Origin of the sequence: Leptospira langatensis (genome assembly GCF_004770615.1) — a bacterium.
Taxonomy (GTDB): domain Bacteria; phylum Spirochaetota; class Leptospiria; order Leptospirales; family Leptospiraceae; genus Leptospira_B; species Leptospira_B langatensis.
Window position 1 is genome coordinate 1 of sequence record NZ_RQER01000006.1, and the last position, 17193, is coordinate 17193.

The 17193-nt window shown below is 45.8% G+C and carries 15 protein-coding genes; 3 read left to right on the top strand and 12 right to left on the bottom strand.

Annotated features, from left to right (window positions below; genetic code table 11):
• Positions 1 to 108: 108 nt before the first annotated feature.
• The gene (locus EHO57_RS09300) at positions 109 to 696 is read left to right on the top strand and encodes a YdeI/OmpD-associated family protein (RefSeq protein WP_135646456.1); all 588 of its coding nucleotides are present in this window, start codon (positions 109 to 111) and stop codon (positions 694 to 696) included.
• Here the strand turns inward: EHO57_RS09300 and EHO57_RS09305 are convergent, their stop codons facing one another.
• The 8 genes from EHO57_RS09305 to EHO57_RS09340 form a co-directional block, all read right to left on the bottom strand.
• Positions 697 to 2322 (bottom strand): PEGA domain-containing protein, encoded by a 1626-nt coding sequence (locus EHO57_RS09305; protein WP_135646457.1) that lies wholly within the window; start codon positions 2320 to 2322, stop codon positions 697 to 699.
• Positions 2319 to 3089: an ABC transporter permease subunit gene (locus tag EHO57_RS09310; RefSeq protein ID WP_135646458.1), complete on the bottom strand. Its 771-nt coding sequence runs from the start codon at positions 3087 to 3089 to the stop codon at positions 2319 to 2321. The genes EHO57_RS09305 and EHO57_RS09310 overlap by 4 nt, the downstream gene beginning before the upstream one ends.
• Positions 3086 to 3988 (bottom strand): ABC transporter permease subunit, encoded by a 903-nt coding sequence (locus tag EHO57_RS09315; protein ID WP_135646459.1) that lies wholly within the window; start codon positions 3986 to 3988, stop codon positions 3086 to 3088. Before EHO57_RS09315 ends, EHO57_RS09310 begins: the two co-directional genes overlap by 4 nt.
• Before the next feature lie 10 nt (positions 3989 to 3998).
• Positions 3999 to 4454, bottom strand: a complete 456-nt coding sequence (locus tag EHO57_RS09320) for a PTS sugar transporter subunit IIA (protein ID WP_135646460.1) — start codon at positions 4452 to 4454, stop codon at positions 3999 to 4001.
• On the bottom strand, positions 4429 to 5337 hold the full coding sequence (locus tag EHO57_RS09325; RefSeq protein ID WP_135646461.1) for a hypothetical protein: 909 nt from the start codon (positions 5335 to 5337) through the stop codon (positions 4429 to 4431). Before EHO57_RS09325 ends, EHO57_RS09320 begins: the two co-directional genes overlap by 26 nt.
• Positions 5327 to 6478: an oxidoreductase gene (locus EHO57_RS09330; RefSeq protein WP_135646462.1), complete on the bottom strand. Its 1152-nt coding sequence runs from the start codon at positions 6476 to 6478 to the stop codon at positions 5327 to 5329. Before EHO57_RS09330 ends, EHO57_RS09325 begins: the two co-directional genes overlap by 11 nt.
• A gap of 8 nt (positions 6479 to 6486) precedes the next feature.
• On the bottom strand, positions 6487 to 6768 hold the full coding sequence (locus EHO57_RS09335; protein ID WP_010414765.1) for a hypothetical protein: 282 nt from the start codon (positions 6766 to 6768) through the stop codon (positions 6487 to 6489).
• Between the two features lie 83 nt (positions 6769 to 6851).
• On the bottom strand, positions 6852 to 8396 hold the full coding sequence (locus tag EHO57_RS09340) for a cellulose synthase family protein (RefSeq protein ID WP_135646463.1): 1545 nt from the start codon (positions 8394 to 8396) through the stop codon (positions 6852 to 6854).
• 389 nt (positions 8397 to 8785) lie between these two features.
• On the opposite strand from EHO57_RS09340, the gene EHO57_RS09345 reads away from it, so the two are divergent.
• Positions 8786 to 9517, top strand: coding sequence for a motility protein A (locus tag EHO57_RS09345; RefSeq protein WP_135646464.1), 732 nt, complete (start codon positions 8786 to 8788; stop codon positions 9515 to 9517).
• A 10-nt stretch (positions 9518 to 9527) separates the two neighbouring features.
• On the opposite strand, the gene EHO57_RS09350 is transcribed toward EHO57_RS09345, so the two are convergent.
• The 4 genes from EHO57_RS09350 to EHO57_RS09365 all read right to left on the bottom strand — a co-directional run bounded on the left by EHO57_RS09350 (position 9528) and on the right by EHO57_RS09365 (position 14505).
• Positions 9528 to 10451: a hypothetical protein gene (locus EHO57_RS09350; protein WP_135646465.1), complete on the bottom strand. Its 924-nt coding sequence runs from the start codon at positions 10449 to 10451 to the stop codon at positions 9528 to 9530.
• A 487-nt stretch (positions 10452 to 10938) separates the two neighbouring features.
• Complete coding sequence (locus tag EHO57_RS09355) at positions 10939 to 12570, bottom strand: hypothetical protein (RefSeq protein ID WP_135646466.1); 1632 nt, start codon at positions 12568 to 12570, stop codon at positions 10939 to 10941.
• An 18-nt stretch (positions 12571 to 12588) separates the two neighbouring features.
• Positions 12589 to 14070, bottom strand: coding sequence for a potassium/proton antiporter (locus EHO57_RS09360; RefSeq protein WP_167882306.1), 1482 nt, complete (start codon positions 14068 to 14070; stop codon positions 12589 to 12591).
• A gap of 96 nt (positions 14071 to 14166) precedes the next feature.
• The gene (locus tag EHO57_RS09365) at positions 14167 to 14505 is read right to left on the bottom strand and encodes a DUF1292 domain-containing protein (protein ID WP_135646468.1); all 339 of its coding nucleotides are present in this window, start codon (positions 14503 to 14505) and stop codon (positions 14167 to 14169) included.
• 293 nt (positions 14506 to 14798) lie between these two features.
• On the opposite strand from EHO57_RS09365, the gene EHO57_RS09370 reads away from it, so the two are divergent.
• Positions 14799 to 17174 (top strand): ATP-binding protein, encoded by a 2376-nt coding sequence (locus tag EHO57_RS09370; protein WP_246050627.1) that lies wholly within the window; start codon positions 14799 to 14801, stop codon positions 17172 to 17174.
• The last annotated feature ends 19 nt before the right edge of the window (positions 17175 to 17193 follow it).

Sequence of the window (17193 nt, forward strand, 5' to 3'; positions counted from 1 at the left end):
CCTCCCCTCACCCCAACCCCCTTCAAAAATTATTGGCAAACTAGCCGAGGTCCGCTAAAAAGAAAAATACTGACACTTCAATCACCGACAGAAACAGAGCATCCATCCATGAACAAAACAAATCCAAAAGTAGATATATTTTTAGCGAAAGAAGAGAAATGGCAAAAGGAATTCAAAGCGTTACGAGAGATCATTCTCCAATGCGGACTGTCCGAAGAATTGAAATGGGGACAGCCTTGCTACTCTTTAGAGAAAGCGAATATTGTTCTGATCCATGGTTTTAAGGAATACTGCGCTCTTTTACTTTTCAAAGGCGCTTTATTAAAGGATCCCAAAGGCATCCTCGTCCAACAAACAGAGAACGTGCAGTCCGCGCGACAGATCCGGTTCACCAATTTGAAAGAGATCGTAAAACTAAAGACTGCGATCAAATCCTATATCAAAGAAGCGATCGAAGTAGAGAAGTCCGGCAAAAAAGTGACTTTCAAAAAGACGGCCGAGTATTCAATCCCGGAAGAATTCTTAAGCAAGCTGGATGAGGTTCCTAAGCTAAAGGCTGCTTTTGACGCGTTGACTCCTGGACGCCAAAGAGCGTATATTCTTCATTTCTCGGCGGCAAAGCAGCCCAAGACTCGCGAAGCTAGGGTAGAAAAGTTTATACCTAAGATCCTAAAGGGGAAGGGCTTGGACGACTAGTCAGAATCTCATCTTGAACTTAGCAAAAGATTCCATCTCATACTGATTGTCGTATACTTTCACATAAGAAGGAACGGTTTTCACGGGAGCAGTTCCGACCTCTACCGTTTCCGAATCAAGGCCGAGAGCATAGAATGTGACGGTTAACGCGAGCATGAGGCCCATGGCATCCAACATGAGGCCGCCCTGGACCCCGGTTCTTCTTCCAAAGTTTCCGCTCAAGGAACGGTAGTAGTTGAATTCGCTTCTTGCGTGCCGGTATACGTGTTCCTGGTACAAATAGGACATGAAGAAAGTCTGTTGGTTCGGCGAGGATTGAGCCAAGCTTTCCAACCCTACTAGATTTGTAACTGTAACCGTGGGTCGAATGCTCTCGAAGGCTTGGTCGGCTCTATAATTGAAATAATAATAACCCGCATAAAAGAAAAGAGTTCCATAGAGGGAATAGACCGCAAAGTCATCGTAGGTATGGTCCAAGAATAAGTACTTCTTGTTTTTATAGTAGGATACCGAATCCCCCAGTCTTAGTTTTGCAAATGCCTCCGTAACTTCTCCCTTTTTGATCTCCACCCCTTTGAACTTATCTACATATTCGTCTAAGGAAAATCGGATCCTGTTCCAGCCTGTTTTGACCGGGACTTTTTCCAACGGCGTAGTCCCCAAATACTCGGAGCCCAGATACACCTTTGCTCCGGATGGCTCGGATGTTACGGTGATCAATCCTTCTTTTTTATCTTTTTCTAATGGTATATTCAGTTCTTTAGGACCTTCTCTCAGGTCCACCTGCCCGATCCAATCCTCGAATCCGTTCTTGGTCACCCGCACGTCATGGACTCCTGCTAAGATGTCCGTCCTTCTAAGAGGCGTCTTTCCTATATAATTCCCATCCAAAAAGACTAAGCTATCGTATTGTTGGCTTGTTTTAACGCTTAGGGTTTGGGTTGTTTTCCCCAAGAGGGTTTTTCGGAGCTCTTCTATAATGGAACCTAGTTCTTGGTAGGAGCGCCTAACGCTTGTTTTATGGGAGAATTCTTTTTTGGATCCGTCTTTGGAGGATCTGAGCCGGATCTGGATACGGATCTCATCCGTTCCCTTCTTCTCAAATTCTCCGTAGATCGCATAGAAGCAATCGAACTTACGGGAAACAGGTATGATGAATCCTTCGTCGGGAGCGACCTCCCCTTCATAAGGCTGCACTTTTAAGGAAAGGTATCTTGGGTCGCGAGAAGTAGTAAGGTTATATTCCCCTTTTCTCAGCTTCTCCAACTTCTTCGCGTCCCATTCCCCTTCTCGGATCCTTGTACTTTCCGTTTGAGTTCCGTATGCATATTGTATACTCTTTGGGATCAAAGATTCGTCATACACTTGCACGAGAGATTTCAGACCGGAATAAAGCACAGATGCATATCCTGCGGAATAAAAATCGATATTCTTATCTCCGGATAAATTGCGAAGAGGAAAGATGCATAACTTTCTTTCCTTCTCAAATTGTATCCTTTCCGGAGAAGAAAGCTCTTGGAAGCGATAATACTCGTCGATTCCATACACCGGCCCAAAGATCGCCAATGGAAATAAGGAAAGAAGGACCACTAGTGCGGAGATCCTTTTGCAAGCTCCGGATCTCAAGATCTCTTCCCTCCTACGGTAAATACGAGCCCTAAGATTCCCAATGTAGGAAACACCAAGGACCAAGGTGCTATCTGAGCATAATCCTTAGAAAAGGCAATCTGTTCTCCGAGCCCTGGCCCAAAGCTCTCTCCTCCCGCCGAAATCCCCAAGAACCCGAAGATGGCCAAGGTCATCACTACGGAAGGAAGTCCCGTGGTCAATAGCACTCCCAAGATCTGAAATGTTTGGGGAAGAAGATGTTCTCGAAACACATATCCCTTGCTCGCTCCAAAGCAAGAAGCGACTAACGCATATCCGCTCGTGCTTACCTCTTCTATCTTTGCTCTTAAGGTTTCGTAGGCTTGTGCCCAATCTCCGAGCAGGATCGCAATGAATAAAGGGATTGGTCCGGAACCAAAGACCTGGACCACGAGTAAGGCCAATAGCAAAGAAGGAAGCGAAACAAACACAGAAGACAATGGAGTCAGCACATTCTTCTTTGCAAACGGACTGGAGTAGGCAAGAAATGCGATCGACGAAGCCGCAAGAAGAGTGAGTATCCTTGCAGGGAACGCAAATAGGAAGGTGGCAAGACTTCCATACGCGAACATAGAGAATACGTCCCTGCCTAAACGATCCTTTCCGAACGGAAAACTCCAAGAAGGAGAAAGAAAGGACTCATTCAAATTCACAAAGATAGGCGGTGGATTTGCGAATATTCCCCAAGCGACTAACGCCAGATAGACGAAGATCGCAGTCCAACGAAAATAATCCGTTGCCTTCATGCAGCCCCTGCTTCCCAACCTAGGAGTCGATCTCTGATCCGTTCCGAGATCCTAGTCAAAATATAGAAGACCGTTCCGCTATAGAACAACAACGCCGCAAGAAGTGCGGAATCCATGGTGCGGATCGCATGGTACATGGACTTTCCAATCCCCGGAAAAAAGAAGATCTCTTCGACTACGATTGCACCGGAAAGAAGGGAACTTAAGTCAAGTAGCACCAAGATCAAAAGAACGGGAGAGATCTTGATGAGTATATGCTTGAATAAGATCCTATATTCCGAATAACCTCTTGCCTTAAGGACGTTTACATACGCGGACCTTTCCTCTGTGTCGGCTAACTTGGTTGCGAATAGGTAGATCCTTGCGAATACCCTGGAACCGAGAGCGATCCCGGGCAGGATCACATAGGCGGTATTCCCGGGTTCGTATCCGCCGGGAGGCAACCATCCTAGGACCAAAAAGAAAAGGATCAGAAGAAATACAGCCACCACGAAGATGGGAGTGGATAGGATAAGCTGGCTTAAGAAACTAAACAAGCCTCCTAAAAAAGAGAAAGGCTTTAAATGAGATAAGAGAGCGAGTCCAACCGAGAAAACAGTTCCCACAAAAATAGCAAATCCCGCCAAATGAAGAGTGGGCCAAAATCGGGAGAGCAAATGAGAAAGAACAGGGTCTCCGGACTCCGTCTTCCCTAGATCGAAGGTGAGAAGCCCTTTCCAAAAGGAAAGATACAGATATGCAAAGCCATCTTTCTGGGAAAATTCTCTGGAATCTTCTTGCTGAATGCCTGAATCCGCCTGCAAAAATTCCTTATTCACGGAGCGAAGTTGAGAAAAGAAGACAGCGATTGCGGAAAGAAATACCGCAAATACTAGGAATCGCTTGGCTTCTTCCAACAAAATCCCTTCCTCAAGCCGAGAAAGCTTTCCGGATATCTTCGAAATTTTGCGCGAGGATCAATTTCTCCCTGTCCTCTTTTACGTTAAGGGTCTTAGCGATCTGGGCCAGGGTCTTGATATGTTCTTGGAATTTGGATTTGGGGACGATCAGTAAAATGAAGATATGAACGGGAAGATGGTCAATTGCGTCGAAGTCGATGCCCTTTCGAGAGAGCCCCATCACGCATTTGAGCTCGTCCACCAGATTGACCGAGCAATGTGGGATAGCGACACCGCTTCCTATCCCAGTGGACATGGACTTTTCTCTCGCCATTAGAGATTCGTACACTGGTTCTCTGTCCTCTCCGGAGATGAGTCCGGAGTCGACGGCCTTTTGGAGAAGTTGATTGATCACTTCTTCCTTGGCGGAACCTTCTATTTCAAAAATTACAGTCTCGGGCTTAAGTAAAGCGAGGAGCTGGTTCATGCCTCTCTATCCTATCTCCTAGGAAAATACGAATCAGGAGGGATTCAATGAAAAAAAACGAAGATACCCACAGGAATGTAGGAACATAAGAGGCGGGAAGAAAAAAAATCCCGAGCCCAATCGGAGCTAATGCTAAAAAAGAAAGAGGCAAAAGTGAGCCTGTATTTCTTCCCGGTAAATTCAACAGAAGCAAGAACGCAAAACTTCCCGACCAAACCGGACCGGAGACAGTTTCCCATCCTGGAATTCCGGAAGAATACGACCATAAAGACAAAAGAAGTCCGAAAACCAAAGGCAAGAACACCGCCAAATTGCGTTTTAGTAATAAAGGAAGAAGGAACAGGATCCCAAAGCCTCCGCTCGCTTCCAAAGCGGAAAAACGGAACGCAGGAAGAAGTTCCGATCCGGCAAATCCTACAGTATACAGATCCGAATAGGAATTTTCCCGAAATCCGAAACCAGGATAGGAGATCCAACCGTCGATCCCAGGAAGTAAATAGAATATTAAGAAAATCAGAAATTGAAGAATGGAAAGAGGAAATCTGACTTTGAGCCGATTTTCGCCCACCCACCAAATCCCAAGCCCGATCGCCTGAGCCAAGATCGCCTGCAAAAGATATCTGGAGTCTCTGGGAAGAAGAAGGGAGAATGCCAGCGCATGATTCAACCAATACAGAATATAGGACTTACCGCCGGCTAATAGAAAATAAGCGAGAGCCCCAAAGGAAATCCCCGCAAGGATCGGAGCGAGTAGATAATAGGAACCACCCGAGCCGATCGTAAGCAAAAAGACAGAGATCACCGTGAACAAAATATCCGGAAACAGCAGATCCTTGCGGCGAAAGAACCCGTTTTGCGTGGAAAGAACATAACTAAAAGCCATGATTCGCCTCCTTCCAATTTCGGATCCTATCCCGAAGAGAGATAGTGGAAGGACAGAGAAAAGTGCAAATCCCACATTCCATACAGAGTCCGGCTTGGAAATTCCCGAAACTGGAAACAAGAGCCATCGGATTCGCCTTAGTCGGGCAGTTTAAGGAACATTCCCCACATTCCACACAAGGGAATTCCCTTCTTTGGGATTCGTAATGAGTTAAGAAGATCAAAGAATAATGCTGTCTGATATCCCAGTAAAAACCCTTCTGCACCTCCCGGACCGGATTCTTTTCATAGAATGAGTTTACCGTGAAATTAGAATACTGAGAACCGAAATCCTCGAATAAGAACTTTAGGCTTTGACCGTTGCGAATGCGGATCGTGGATCCGGACTTACGAAGACCTCCGTTCTTTCCTAAGAAATAGAGAGCGATCTCTCTTTCTATGAACGGGAAATCCGCGAATAAAGCTCTATAAAGATTATATAATGTTTCCGGGCCTAGATACAATACTTCTCCGATCCGAGAGAAGGAAAGTTTCTCCGTCTGGCTGGCGAAGTATTCCGGGATCCCCCAAGGATACGAGTAGTTCTTGATCGGAGGTTTTAGTCCGAAGATATAATCCTTGATCTTCGCTTCCGGAAACATGGACTGCAGCACTTGCAGAAAAGAAGAATGGCAATCCTGGCTCTTTTTCAGCTCGGAGAGAAAGTCCACATCCTGGGTCTTAGTAAAGGGAGAAAGAAGGATGAGTTTCGTTTTTGTCTTGGATTTGAAATAAGCAGAGAGGGAATGCTCTGGAAAATCCAGACTCACCAGTCCCAGCCTGTCCATAGTTTCCAGAACTTCATCTTTTTGTAATGTTCTAGAGACCCAAGGCTTGGAGCCCACGAAATTCCCGTCTTGTACGATACGGATCTTGGATCCTTCTTCGCTATGTTCTAAGGAAGCGATCCCATTCACAGGAGAAAGAACGATGCCGGAACTTTGTTTGTAGAGGGAGTCCCCTACTTTTACCCGAACCGGAAAATCCTTAAGTAATAGGGCGTCTCGGTCCGGGAAAAGTGTATAGGGTTCGTCCAGGACCGTTTTGCGATTTCCCGTCTCTTTTACGGTCCTGGGTTGGAGGAGGAACGGTTTTGCGAACAATGCCCTTTTTAGTTAGGCGACTTAACCATGTAGATTTCGTCTTTGATAGGAAGTTCTTTCTTTAAATTTTTGATATAAGGAAGGATCTCTCCCATCGGCTCGTAGAACTCGCAATCAGTTTGCATACGGCGAGCCACGGTGAAGTACTTATATAACTTCTCTTCGCCGGAACGTTTGGACCATTTTTTCTTGGTACATTTGACCCGGAGGATGTATTTGTCCGCCTCGGATTCATACTGCCTGACGGTTACGCAATGCAGGCAGTTGGCGCAATAGACTTTCTCGCTCATCGGTTATCCTGTTTCCTGGGGTATTTGACAGATTTAGGCGAGAACGCAGGGAGTCAACCCGTTTCTCGCCTTTCGGAAGCCTGTCAGGCTTCCTGAGGGATCTCTTCCGGAGAGCTGTTTCTGGATTCCTTGTATTTCCAAGATGCTTCTTGGAAAGATTTGAAGGAAACGAAGAAGAAACCGATCCCGTAAATCAGTAGGAAGCCCACGATATAAGGACGTCCCACTAAGAAGGAGAGTGCAACTGAGAATACGCAATAGCAACCGAGTAGGAACTCCAATACTACATGGAAATCCAAAGGCACGGTGTATTTTAATCTTTCTTTTAAAGAGTCTGAATCCTTCTCAATTCTGAGTTTAGGAGTTCTCTTGAAGGAAGATTGGATCCCAAGAACAGCCTCTAACCAAGCTCTGGTATTTACGATCGCGATCCCGGTCCCGATCATGATGAGAATGGGAAGATACACCAATCTCTTTTTCCAGTCCTTGTATAAGGTCTTTTGGGAATATGCGTAGAAGAAAAGCGGACCAACGGACCCGATAGAGAGCACCGCTGCCGTTCCGGAAAGCACTTCTAATGGAAGATCATAGAAGCTGAATCCGGACCAGTATTCCATCAAAAGGAGAGGAGCACTGAATAGGATGTTCACGATCATCAATGGGTGAACGGAATAATTGATCAAGTGGGTCACGGCCTCAGCCTTGGTTTTCCAAGGAAGATCCGCCTTCCAGATACGAGGAAGAAGTTTCACTGCGGTTTGGATGGATCCCTTGCACCAACGGAACTGTTGGGACTTGTAAGCGGACATCATCGCAGGGATCTCTGCAGGGCAAACCACATCTTTGAAATAACGGAATTTCCAGCCTCTCAACTCGGCTCTATAGGAAAGATCGAAGTCTTCGGTCAGAGTATCGTGCTCCCAACCGCCAGCGTCCTCGATGGTTTTCTTTCTCCAGGTACCGGCGGTCCCGTTGAAATTCATCCAGAGTTTGGCTCCATTTCTCGCTACCTGCTCGATCATGAAGTGACCGTCGATACCGAAGCTTTGTGCCTTTGTAAGAATATTATAATTTGCGTTGATATGACCCCAACGAGCCTGGACCATTCCGGTCTGAGGATCATCGAAATAAGCCATAGTCTTGAGAAGGAAGTCAGGATCCGGAACAAAGTCCGCATCGAAGATAGCGATGAATTCGCCTTTGGAAACTCTCATCCCTTCGTCCAGAGCGCCCGCTTTGTGACCTACACGGTTCGTTCTGTGTAAATGATGGATATCGAAGCCTTGAGCCTTGTATTTTGCGACCAAGGAAGCTGCTTTTTGAATGGTTTCGTCGGTAGAATCGTCCAGAACTTGGATCTCAAGTTTGTCCTTAGGATACTTGAGAGCGATTGTGGAGTCGATCAAACGGTCCACAACGTAGAATTCGTTGAAAATAGGAAGCTGGACAGTGACAACCGGAAGATTCGGGTCATCTAAGGAGAGATTTCTGCTCGGATCAGTGTCGCAATTGGTGTTGTACTTTCGATACAAATACACCATGATATACGTGTGAATCCCAAAAAAGAATAATCCCAGGATATCCAGGGCGTAAATTGCCAAAAAGAGAAACGTGACGACTGTGAGCATTTGGGACAAAAATTTCAGGAGGGGTCAAAAAGTCAATGGGTTTTGCACCGCATCATTCCGGGACCTTATTTTCCATCCTGAAATTAATCCTGGGCAAAAGCTAAAAAATTCGGGGCCTCCCTAAGGTCCCCACTTCGAAATCCGATATTCTAAATCGGATGGACTCCAAGCCTCCCTGGCTAGAGTGCTTCCACTGCGAATTTTCACTTTCTTACAAGGGGATGGGACGAACCGTCCTCTATTTTTTTCAAGGGGGATGCCTCCCCCTCGCTTCAGCCGCGTTCCGCGTCTTTCGCTACCCCCTCTCCGGGGAATCACTTGCTTCGAACCCCGGACCCGATCTTGATAATCGCTTGTCCTGAAGACATAATTTATCGAATATTGCTCTCATGCGTTCTGCCATCATCGGTTTACTCGCTGCATTCGCCTCCGTGCTGTTGGCGATCCTCTTGGAAGAAGCGCATTTCCTTTCCTTTCTGAAACTCTCCGCACTCATTTTGATCCTGGGTGGAACTGCGGGAGCGACCTATGCGAGCTATACGCCCGAAGAATTTGCGGGTCTCATTCTACATTTAAGAGAATCATTATTCCCTAAAAGGGAATTCTCTCTCTCCGATCTATTCTTGGACTTCGCGGAGAAGGCTCGCAAGAACGGGCTCCTATCTCTCGAAGACCAACTCACAGGAGTTCCCGATTCCTTCTTGCGAAAAGGGATCCAACTCATCGTGGATGGAACGGACCCAAGAGCGGTCGAAGAGATCCTATTCGAAGCCGCAGAAGGAATGGAAGAAAAAGAGATCCGTTCCGCAAAGATCCTGGAAACCGCAGGAGGATTTTCCCCTACTATCGGGATTATCGGAACCGTGATGGGACTCGTGAGTGTATTAGAAAATCTGAATGCGGGCACGAGAGCATTAGGAGAGGGGATCGCAACCGCATTTATCGCTACTTTCTACGGGATCGCTTTTGCAAACTTGGCCTACTTTCCCCTAGCAAATCGCCTGCGCACCTGGGCATTCGCTCGTAACAGAAGAAGGCAGGCGATCATCCGAGGGATCATCTCTCTACAAACAGGAGACAACAGAAGGATCCTTGTAGAAAGAATGGCTCCATTTCTCTGATCGTTAGATCCTAATTCGGATTCGGAGGGAGCATTACCTTCCCGGCCAAATTCTCGATCGTAACGTAACTTCCGTCTTCCCGAATCGCAAACGAAAAGGAATTCGCTCGAGTGCACATTGCATCAGTTGTTCCGATGTCTAAAGTAGTATTTGCCTCGTAATTTCCCGAAGCAATCACAGAATCATCATCATTAAAGAGTTCTAATATACCAAGAGGTGACATCGGAGACGAGCTAGTTGCGGACTCCGACGAAACATCCGTATAAAGATAAACCGCTTCCGTACTATTCAGTACTTGCTTCGCCTTGAGCTGCAACGAATTCCCACTCATGCTTGCTTCTATGCAATGCCCGTTGCAATCGCCGATCGTAGCAGGAAGGACCGCGGCCCCCGTGCAAAAATGAGATTGCGCAACTTGGATCTCTTTGGTTGAGATCCCGAACTCGTTCTTTGCGATCACCAGGATTTTCAGTTTTGTATCTACCGGCCCAAAGACAGGCAGAGGAAAATGGTTCGGTTTTTCCAATTGCCCGGAGGTCATTGTCCAAGATTCGAGAGAATTTATAACGGTCGTATCGTCCGGGAGTAACGCCAGATTTTGCCGTCCGATAAACACGGCAATCACAGTACCGGAATGCACAGGCTGAAGAAAATGAATAGAGTTTGGAACAAAGTAAGCTTTCTTGTCAGGTCCGTCATAGACGTCCACACTAGTAATCGCAATATCATCCAACTCAGGAGCATTTGTCGGCTCTCCGGGGCCCGCAGTACCGTTCTGAGGTAAGGTCGTTGGACCCCCCGATTTTCCGGAGTTCACAGCACCCAAAACAAATGCGGACATGGCAGTTGGGTCCGTAGAACTGCCCCCGCAAGAGGAAGCCAAGCTAAAGAACACTGCAAATAGAAACAAAGGAATATATCGGGTCTTCTTCATGTATGCACCTTTTTTAAAAGATTCTCTTTCTATACGAATTCGCTTATTCGGTTTGCATACCCTCCGATTGGAGCGCGCGATTAAAAGTACAATAGGGTTTTATGACATAGAGAAGGAATGAACGACACAAATCCAGAAACCGGAAAGCGTTATTCGCTTTCCATAATTAGTCTGTTTTCCAAAACAAAGAAATCTAAAATTTTTATATCAAACTAAATTAGATATAGAGAAAGATTAATTAGAAATTTATAAATCTATTCAAGCTCTCCGTTTTTTTACAGCGAAAGGAACTTACAAAATATTCTTATTTTTGAATATTTCAATGATCTCACAACAGTTCCCACATAGGTTGCGACGAAAAATCGATTGTCGAAAAAGATTTCTTGTGATATAGGGGATGAGCTTCTCCCACAAGCCCACCTCCTCCACCCTACTCGGGTGGGGGCCGCGACCCGAAAAATCGCAAGAGTTCCCACAGGGTACTGAACTATATCTCGTTGATTCCCTGGTTCTTCTTCCTGATTTCCTCGGCCCACATTTTCTTCTCTCGATCCACATCGATCGAATACGGCCCTATATATTTCCTCTTGGAACCGAATTGGAACTCCCAGAATGCGCCCCATCTTCTCTCGTCCAACAGATCACCTCGAGTCAAAAGAATAATAGAATCATAATATTCTTTTAGCTGTGGATCGGAGATCCGATTCTCCCCGGATCCCACGCTCTCAAAATATCCCAGAGGAAGATGGCGGATCTTATGCCCTACTCTTCCCTTTCCTTTGATGCGGGCTAGAAGCGGGTCCCCGAGCGCCACTATATCGATGATGTATTCGGTCGGGAGGAAGAAGCCGATGACTCCGGTATTGTATTTGATAAATACATTTTCCTGACTCGGAGGAAAGAAAGGCTTCTTCTTTGCCAAGTTCGAAAGAATGGAATCGCTCTTCTTATACCAGCTCAGACCGGTTGCAGGATAGTACCAGAGCTTCTCGTCTGCGATCTCTTCTCTGCCTAAGAGCCAAGGGTTCTGCTTAGCCTGCTGTCGGATCGTATGTATGGGAGTGGAAGAAAGAGCTATATTATAGATAATTAAAATAGAAGAGAGAAGGTAGATTTCCTTTTTCCCCAGACTTTCTGTTCGAACGATGGCAATCCCAAAGAGAAGGATGACATAAGTGAAGAACCTTCCCGCCATAAAATCCCCGCCGACGAAGAGTATATAGATTAAATAAGGAAGGGAAAAACCCAATGCAGCCCAATAATATGTGACCTTCTTCTTTAAAATAGAGCGCAGAAGAAGCACAGTAGGTAAGAATAAGAAAACGATCGGGTCCCATTTGAATTCGTAGAAATAATATCTGGATCCTTGGCGCAATGTATGAAAAAGCGAATCCGCTACATTTGTCTTGGAATAATACGTATTAGGAAGCAAGGATCCGTAATAGACTGCAGAGAATAAAAACCACAAAATTGCAGGAGAAGCGGAAATCAGTAATCGAAAGAAGAAAGTGGGATTTATCCTCCTCTCTTTCCATTCTTTCACAAAGAGGAATATAAGCGGAAGAAGAAAGATGAGCAGAAAATCGATCCGAGAGACCAATCCCAAACTTGCAAGAAGCACTAAGGTTGGCAACTTGGAGGAATTCGGATCTTCTTCTTTCTTGAAATATAGGTAAAAGAAACTCGCTTCTATCAGATAATTGAGAGAGTTCTCTAGGCCCGAATAGGAATAATCCACGAAGGACCTAGACGAGAATAGGAATCCGATCCCGATCCAATAGGCAACCGAAGAGGCAGCCATTTTTCTTAAGAAATATAAGGTCGTTAGCCCGAAACAAAAGGAACTGAAAAAGGACCAGAATACTATATTCTGATAGGAATAATAAAAAGGAGAAAGCAGCAAGACTAAGAGAGGATTTGTGAATGCCTGCACTCTCTCCGCAATATTCCAGCGTAGTCCGAACCCGTTCACAAAATGATCCAGGACCCGAAAACTAATAAACGAATCATCGCTCAACCAAGCATTATGAAAGGATAAATAAGTAAATATTAGAAGAACGGCAAGCGGTTCCAGAAAGGAACGTTTGATCAGGCTCTTCTTCCAATCAAAACCGGACATTCCAAATTGCAGAAGCCTTTAGGCTTCCTTTTTTTCCCCCATTCTGGACAGGATCTCTCGGATCTTCTTCTCCGCACCTTCGGGAGTCAGCACCAGAAGCACGTCTCCGTCCTCCATCTTGGTCTTACCGGTCGGCACCAAGTGAGAATCCCCGCGATAGATAAGTGTGATCAAAGAATTTTCCGGAAAATCCAACTCGTATACGAACTTACCCACGGATGCGGAACCGTACGGAACAATGTATTCTAAGAGTTGCGTATCGCTCTGTTCCTTGTTCTCAAATTCGAAAGGATAAGAAGCTCTTTGTTCCAAGGCTGCTTGTAATCCTAAGAGTTGAACCGCAAACGGGATCGTGGTCCCTTGGAGTAAAAGAGAAGTGAGTACGGTAAAGAATACCAAGTGAAAGATCATTTCCGATTCTGGAAGCTGCTTTGCGAACGGAAAGGTCGCCAAGATAATCGGAGCCGCTCCTCTCAAGCCGACCCAAGAGATCAGAAGTTTTTCTCTCCAGTCCACCTTGAACCCGATCAGAGATAAAAAGACTGCGGCAGGTCTCGCAAAGACTATTAAAAAAACGGAAAATGCGATCCCGAGGATAGCGACAGAAGGCATCTTGGATGGAAATACGAGGAGTCCCAGGGTGAGGAACATCACGATCTGCATCAACCATGCAATCCCGTCCATAAACCGAACATTACTACGTTTATGAACAAAGGATCTATTTCCTATGATGATCCCGGCGATGTATACCGCTAAGAACGGGTTTCCTCCGATCAGATCTGTGGAAGCATAGACAAATAGTACGGAAGCAGAAAGAAGTACCGGATACAATCCTTCGTAATCGAGTTTGATCCTGTTCATTCCTCGATAGATCCAATATCCGAGAAGAAGTCCGAGTATAATCCCTAAGCTAAATTGCTGTACGATCGTCCAAGCTAACACTTCCCAAGAAGGTGCGCTTGCTCCTACGAATCCTAGAACGGATGTCGTCAACAAGACTGCGAGAGGGTCGTTACTTCCCGACTCCAATTCTAATAAGGAAGTCAGTCCTTTTCTCATTCCGGTATTGCTTGTACGAAGTACGTTAAATACCGCCGCCGCATCCGTAGAAGATACGACTGCACCTAAGAGGAATCCGATGATCGGATCGAATCCTAGAATATAGATCGCGAATAAGGCGACGAAGAAGCAGGTGAATAATACACCCAAGGTTCCGAGAGATATCCCTTTCCAGAGTACGGGTTTTACTTTTTCCCAATCGGTTTCTAATCCGCCGGAAAATAAGATGAATGCGAGAGCGACCGAACCTACTTTCCGAGTTAGGTCTGCGTCGGTGAACCAGATCTTCAGGATCCCGTCGGAACCTGCGAGCATGCCTATAGTAAGGAAGATAAGAAGGGAAGGAATGCCGAATTTTGTGGAAACACGCAAGAGGCCTATGCTGAGGATGATCAAACTCGACAGCGCTAAGATCTGAAACTCGAAGTTAAGAGATTGCAGCTCCACTGTAATACATTCTGACGTACCGAAAATTATGCGAATTCTTTTTTAGGATCCATTACACAATTTTGTAAAAGAGAAAATTGATCTTGGGAATTAGACCACGTCCGAATTCAATTCATAGAGAAGATCTTCTAACTCTCTAGGATCTGTGACTTCTACCAAACGATCTTCTCCGAACTCATCCGCTTCCATCTTTACCGCAAAATATCCGAAGCTCTCTTCGCCTTTTAGGAAACCCACGTCCAAATTCACGAGCTCCTTCTCATCTTCCGAAGAAGGTATGAGTAAGAAATATTGGTTCTCATCCAGCTCCACAACTTCTCCGACAACGAAAGCATAGGGATTCCCATCCTCGTCGAGCAAATGTAAAATTTCGTCGCCAAGTTCCTCATGTTCGACCGACTCAGTCTCTTTATCGTAGGATTCTAGCAAAGGATCGTCCCTCCGGAATAAAGATCGGCAGGATCTTACCCGGGGAAGTCCGTTAAAAATCTAGCAAGTTCCCGTAAAGGGTAGACAAAGAGAAAATTTGAACTTTTATAGGAGTAACCTGCCGTATTTTCGGTTCTATACTTGCAGAAAACTCGATGATGCCATATTAGATGATACTTCGTAAGCGAACTTCTATGCATTTTAGGTGTCTCCTCCCAATCCTCCTCTGCTCCGCTGTGCTCTTTTGGAACTGCGCTCGGATCGAAACGAACCCTAACCTAGTCAGCAAAGGTGTGTTCGAAGGAAAGAATTGGGATGCGCAGAACCCTACTCGACTCTCGGGAGAATGGGAGATCTATCCGTACAAGTTGATGGACTCAGAACCGGAGACTGGCAAATCCATAGAGCCGTTATTCACCTCGATCCCGAATGTATGGAACGGGATCGAAAAAAACGGAACCCTTCTCTTTCCGGATGGCAAAGGGTTTGCTACGTATAGACTGAATCTTTCCCTTTCTGAAAATTCTTCGGATCTAATGCTCCGTGTGCCCGACCAAGGAACCGCTTACTCGGTGTATGTGGACGGACGTTTGGTAGGATCCGTAGGAAAGGTGAGCAAAACCCCCGAAGGATCCGTTCCATTCTTGTGCACGAGCCTGATCTATATTCCCGCACAAAGCAAGAGAGTGGATATTGAGATCTCCAATTTCCAACATATCTACGGAGGACTTTGGTTCCCTCCTAAATTGGGGACTCCGGATACTATATTAAGAGAACATCATACAGAAATAGGAGTAGAGATTGCCACCGCTTCCGCAATGCTCGTACTCGCGATCTATCAGATCATGGTCTATCTGAGATCCCGTAATGAAAGAAGTTCCGTTTACTTCGCATTGTTCTCTATTACCGGCGTTCTACGCTTCTTTCTGACCGGCAATCGATTGTTCAACTCCGTTTTTCCGGACATCCCATGGGAGATCTCCTATAGATTGGAATATCTCAGCACATATCTAATGTGCTCGGGCTTCCTTGCCTATTCCGCCACTTCCTATCCAAAGGATTTTAATAAGAGAACGGAACTATTTTCCTGGGTCATACTTTGTATTTTTGCAGTTCCTGCATTGGCTTTTCCGGTGCATATCTATGCGAATTTGATCACTGCCTATCAGATCATTACCGCTCTAAGTGGCTCTTATGTATTCCTGGGCTCTGCGAGAGCGGTGCTGCACAAAAGACCAGGATCCAGATTGTTTTTGCTCGGGATCGCCTGTATCTTAGTGGCCGGAGCGAACGACATCTTGGCTTCCAGATATATATTAAATAATCATTATATTTTAGCCCCTGCGATCCTACTCTTCGTCTTCTCACGTAACCTGGGGTTCTCTTCTTCCTTCGCTCTCGCCTTGGAAGCCTCTCAGCAAGCCCAAAAGGAGCTGCAGATCGCAAACCGAAATCTAAACGATCTAAAAGTGGAATTGGAGAAGAAGGTAGAGTCCAGGACCCAATTGCTTACCGAAGAAAAGGAAAGAGCGGAATCCGAAGCAAAATACAGATACGATTTCTTGGCTACGATGAGCCATGAGATCCGCACTCCGCTAAACGGACTTTTGGGAACTTCGAATCTTCTCTCGGAAACTCCCTTGAACCCGGAGCAGAAAGAATACGCGGATATTATCCAGACTTCGGGCGAGAACCTTCTGCATCTGGTAAATCAATTATTAGATCTTTCTAAAATAGAAAATCATCGTTTCGCTTTGGAGATCCTCCCTTTCGATCCGTTCGCTGTACTGCAAAAGGCAGCCAGGGTAGTCAAAGCAAGAGCAGAGGAAAAACGGATCTTCTTAGACATAGATTATCCGGAACATCATCCAGGGATCTTTATGGGAGACGAAAGCAGGATCCAACAAGTCCTCCTGAACCTTCTGAGTAATTCCGTAAAATTCACCGGTTCCGGAGGAAAGGTCTCTCTGGGAGTTCGTTTCTTTGGAGAAGACAATTTCTCCCGAATCTTGGAGTTCTGGGTCGAGGACAACGGAGTAGGAATCGAAAAAGAACAGGCCTCTCTTCTTTTCGAACCGTTTATCCAAGGAGATAATTCCGTAGCTAGAAAGTTTGGAGGAAGCGGCCTAGGGCTCACTATCTCCAAGAAACTAGTGGAGCTCATGGGAGGAAGCATCCGATTGACGAGCAGCCCCGGCAAGGGATCAAGATTCTCCTTCTTACTTCCTTTCCCGCAAGAAGAAGGCGAGAAACAAGAATTGGAAGAGGAACCGGCGCCTATCCCGAACTTCCCGAACATTAAAGTATTGTTAGTAGAAGATCAGGAATTCTGCAGGAAGGTTGCGCAAGACACGCTTTCTAAATTAGGAATGACTGTAGAAAGTCTGAACTCAGGTAAAGACGCTTTAGACAGATTGGAAGAAACAGAATCCTTCGAGATCGTCTTTTTGGATATAGATCTTCCCGATATGAACGGAACGACGGTAGCGAAAAAGATCAAGGAGATCCCCGGAAAGAAACCGTATTTGGTAGCTTGGACGGCTCACGCTCTCCCTGGCTCGGAAGAGTCCTTTAAATCCATCGGGTTCGATTCCTATCTCAGGAAACCTTCCCTCTTCAAAGATTGGATCAAATTCTTCGAAACCTACCTAAAGACAAAACGCAAATAGCCTCGTAAAAGAAAATGAA

Bases quoted from the DNA above. Each gene is read 5' to 3' on its own strand.
- EHO57_RS09325 (WP_135646461.1), bottom strand. From the start codon at position 5,337: ATGGCTTTTAGTTATGTTCTTTCCACGCAAAACGGGTTCTTTCGCCGC.
- EHO57_RS09340 (WP_135646463.1), bottom strand. From the start codon at position 8,396: ATGCTCACAGTCGTCACGTTTCTCTTTTTGGCAATTTACGCCCTGGAT.
- EHO57_RS09300 (WP_135646456.1), top strand. From the start codon at position 109: ATGAACAAAACAAATCCAAAAGTAGATATATTTTTAGCGAAAGAAGAG.
- EHO57_RS09350 (WP_135646465.1), bottom strand. From the start codon at position 10,451: ATGAAGAAGACCCGATATATTCCTTTGTTTCTATTTGCAGTGTTCTTT.
- EHO57_RS09310 (WP_135646458.1), bottom strand. From the start codon at position 3,089: ATGAAGGCAACGGATTATTTTCGTTGGACTGCGATCTTCGTCTATCTG.
- EHO57_RS09355 (WP_135646466.1), bottom strand. From the start codon at position 12,570: ATGTCCGGTTTTGATTGGAAGAAGAGCCTGATCAAACGTTCCTTTCTG.
- EHO57_RS09335 (WP_010414765.1), bottom strand. From the start codon at position 6,768: ATGAGCGAGAAAGTCTATTGCGCCAACTGCCTGCATTGCGTAACCGTC.
- EHO57_RS09345 (WP_135646464.1), top strand. From the start codon at position 8,786: ATGCGTTCTGCCATCATCGGTTTACTCGCTGCATTCGCCTCCGTGCTG.
- EHO57_RS09320 (WP_135646460.1), bottom strand. From the start codon at position 4,454: ATGAACCAGCTCCTCGCTTTACTTAAGCCCGAGACTGTAATTTTTGAA.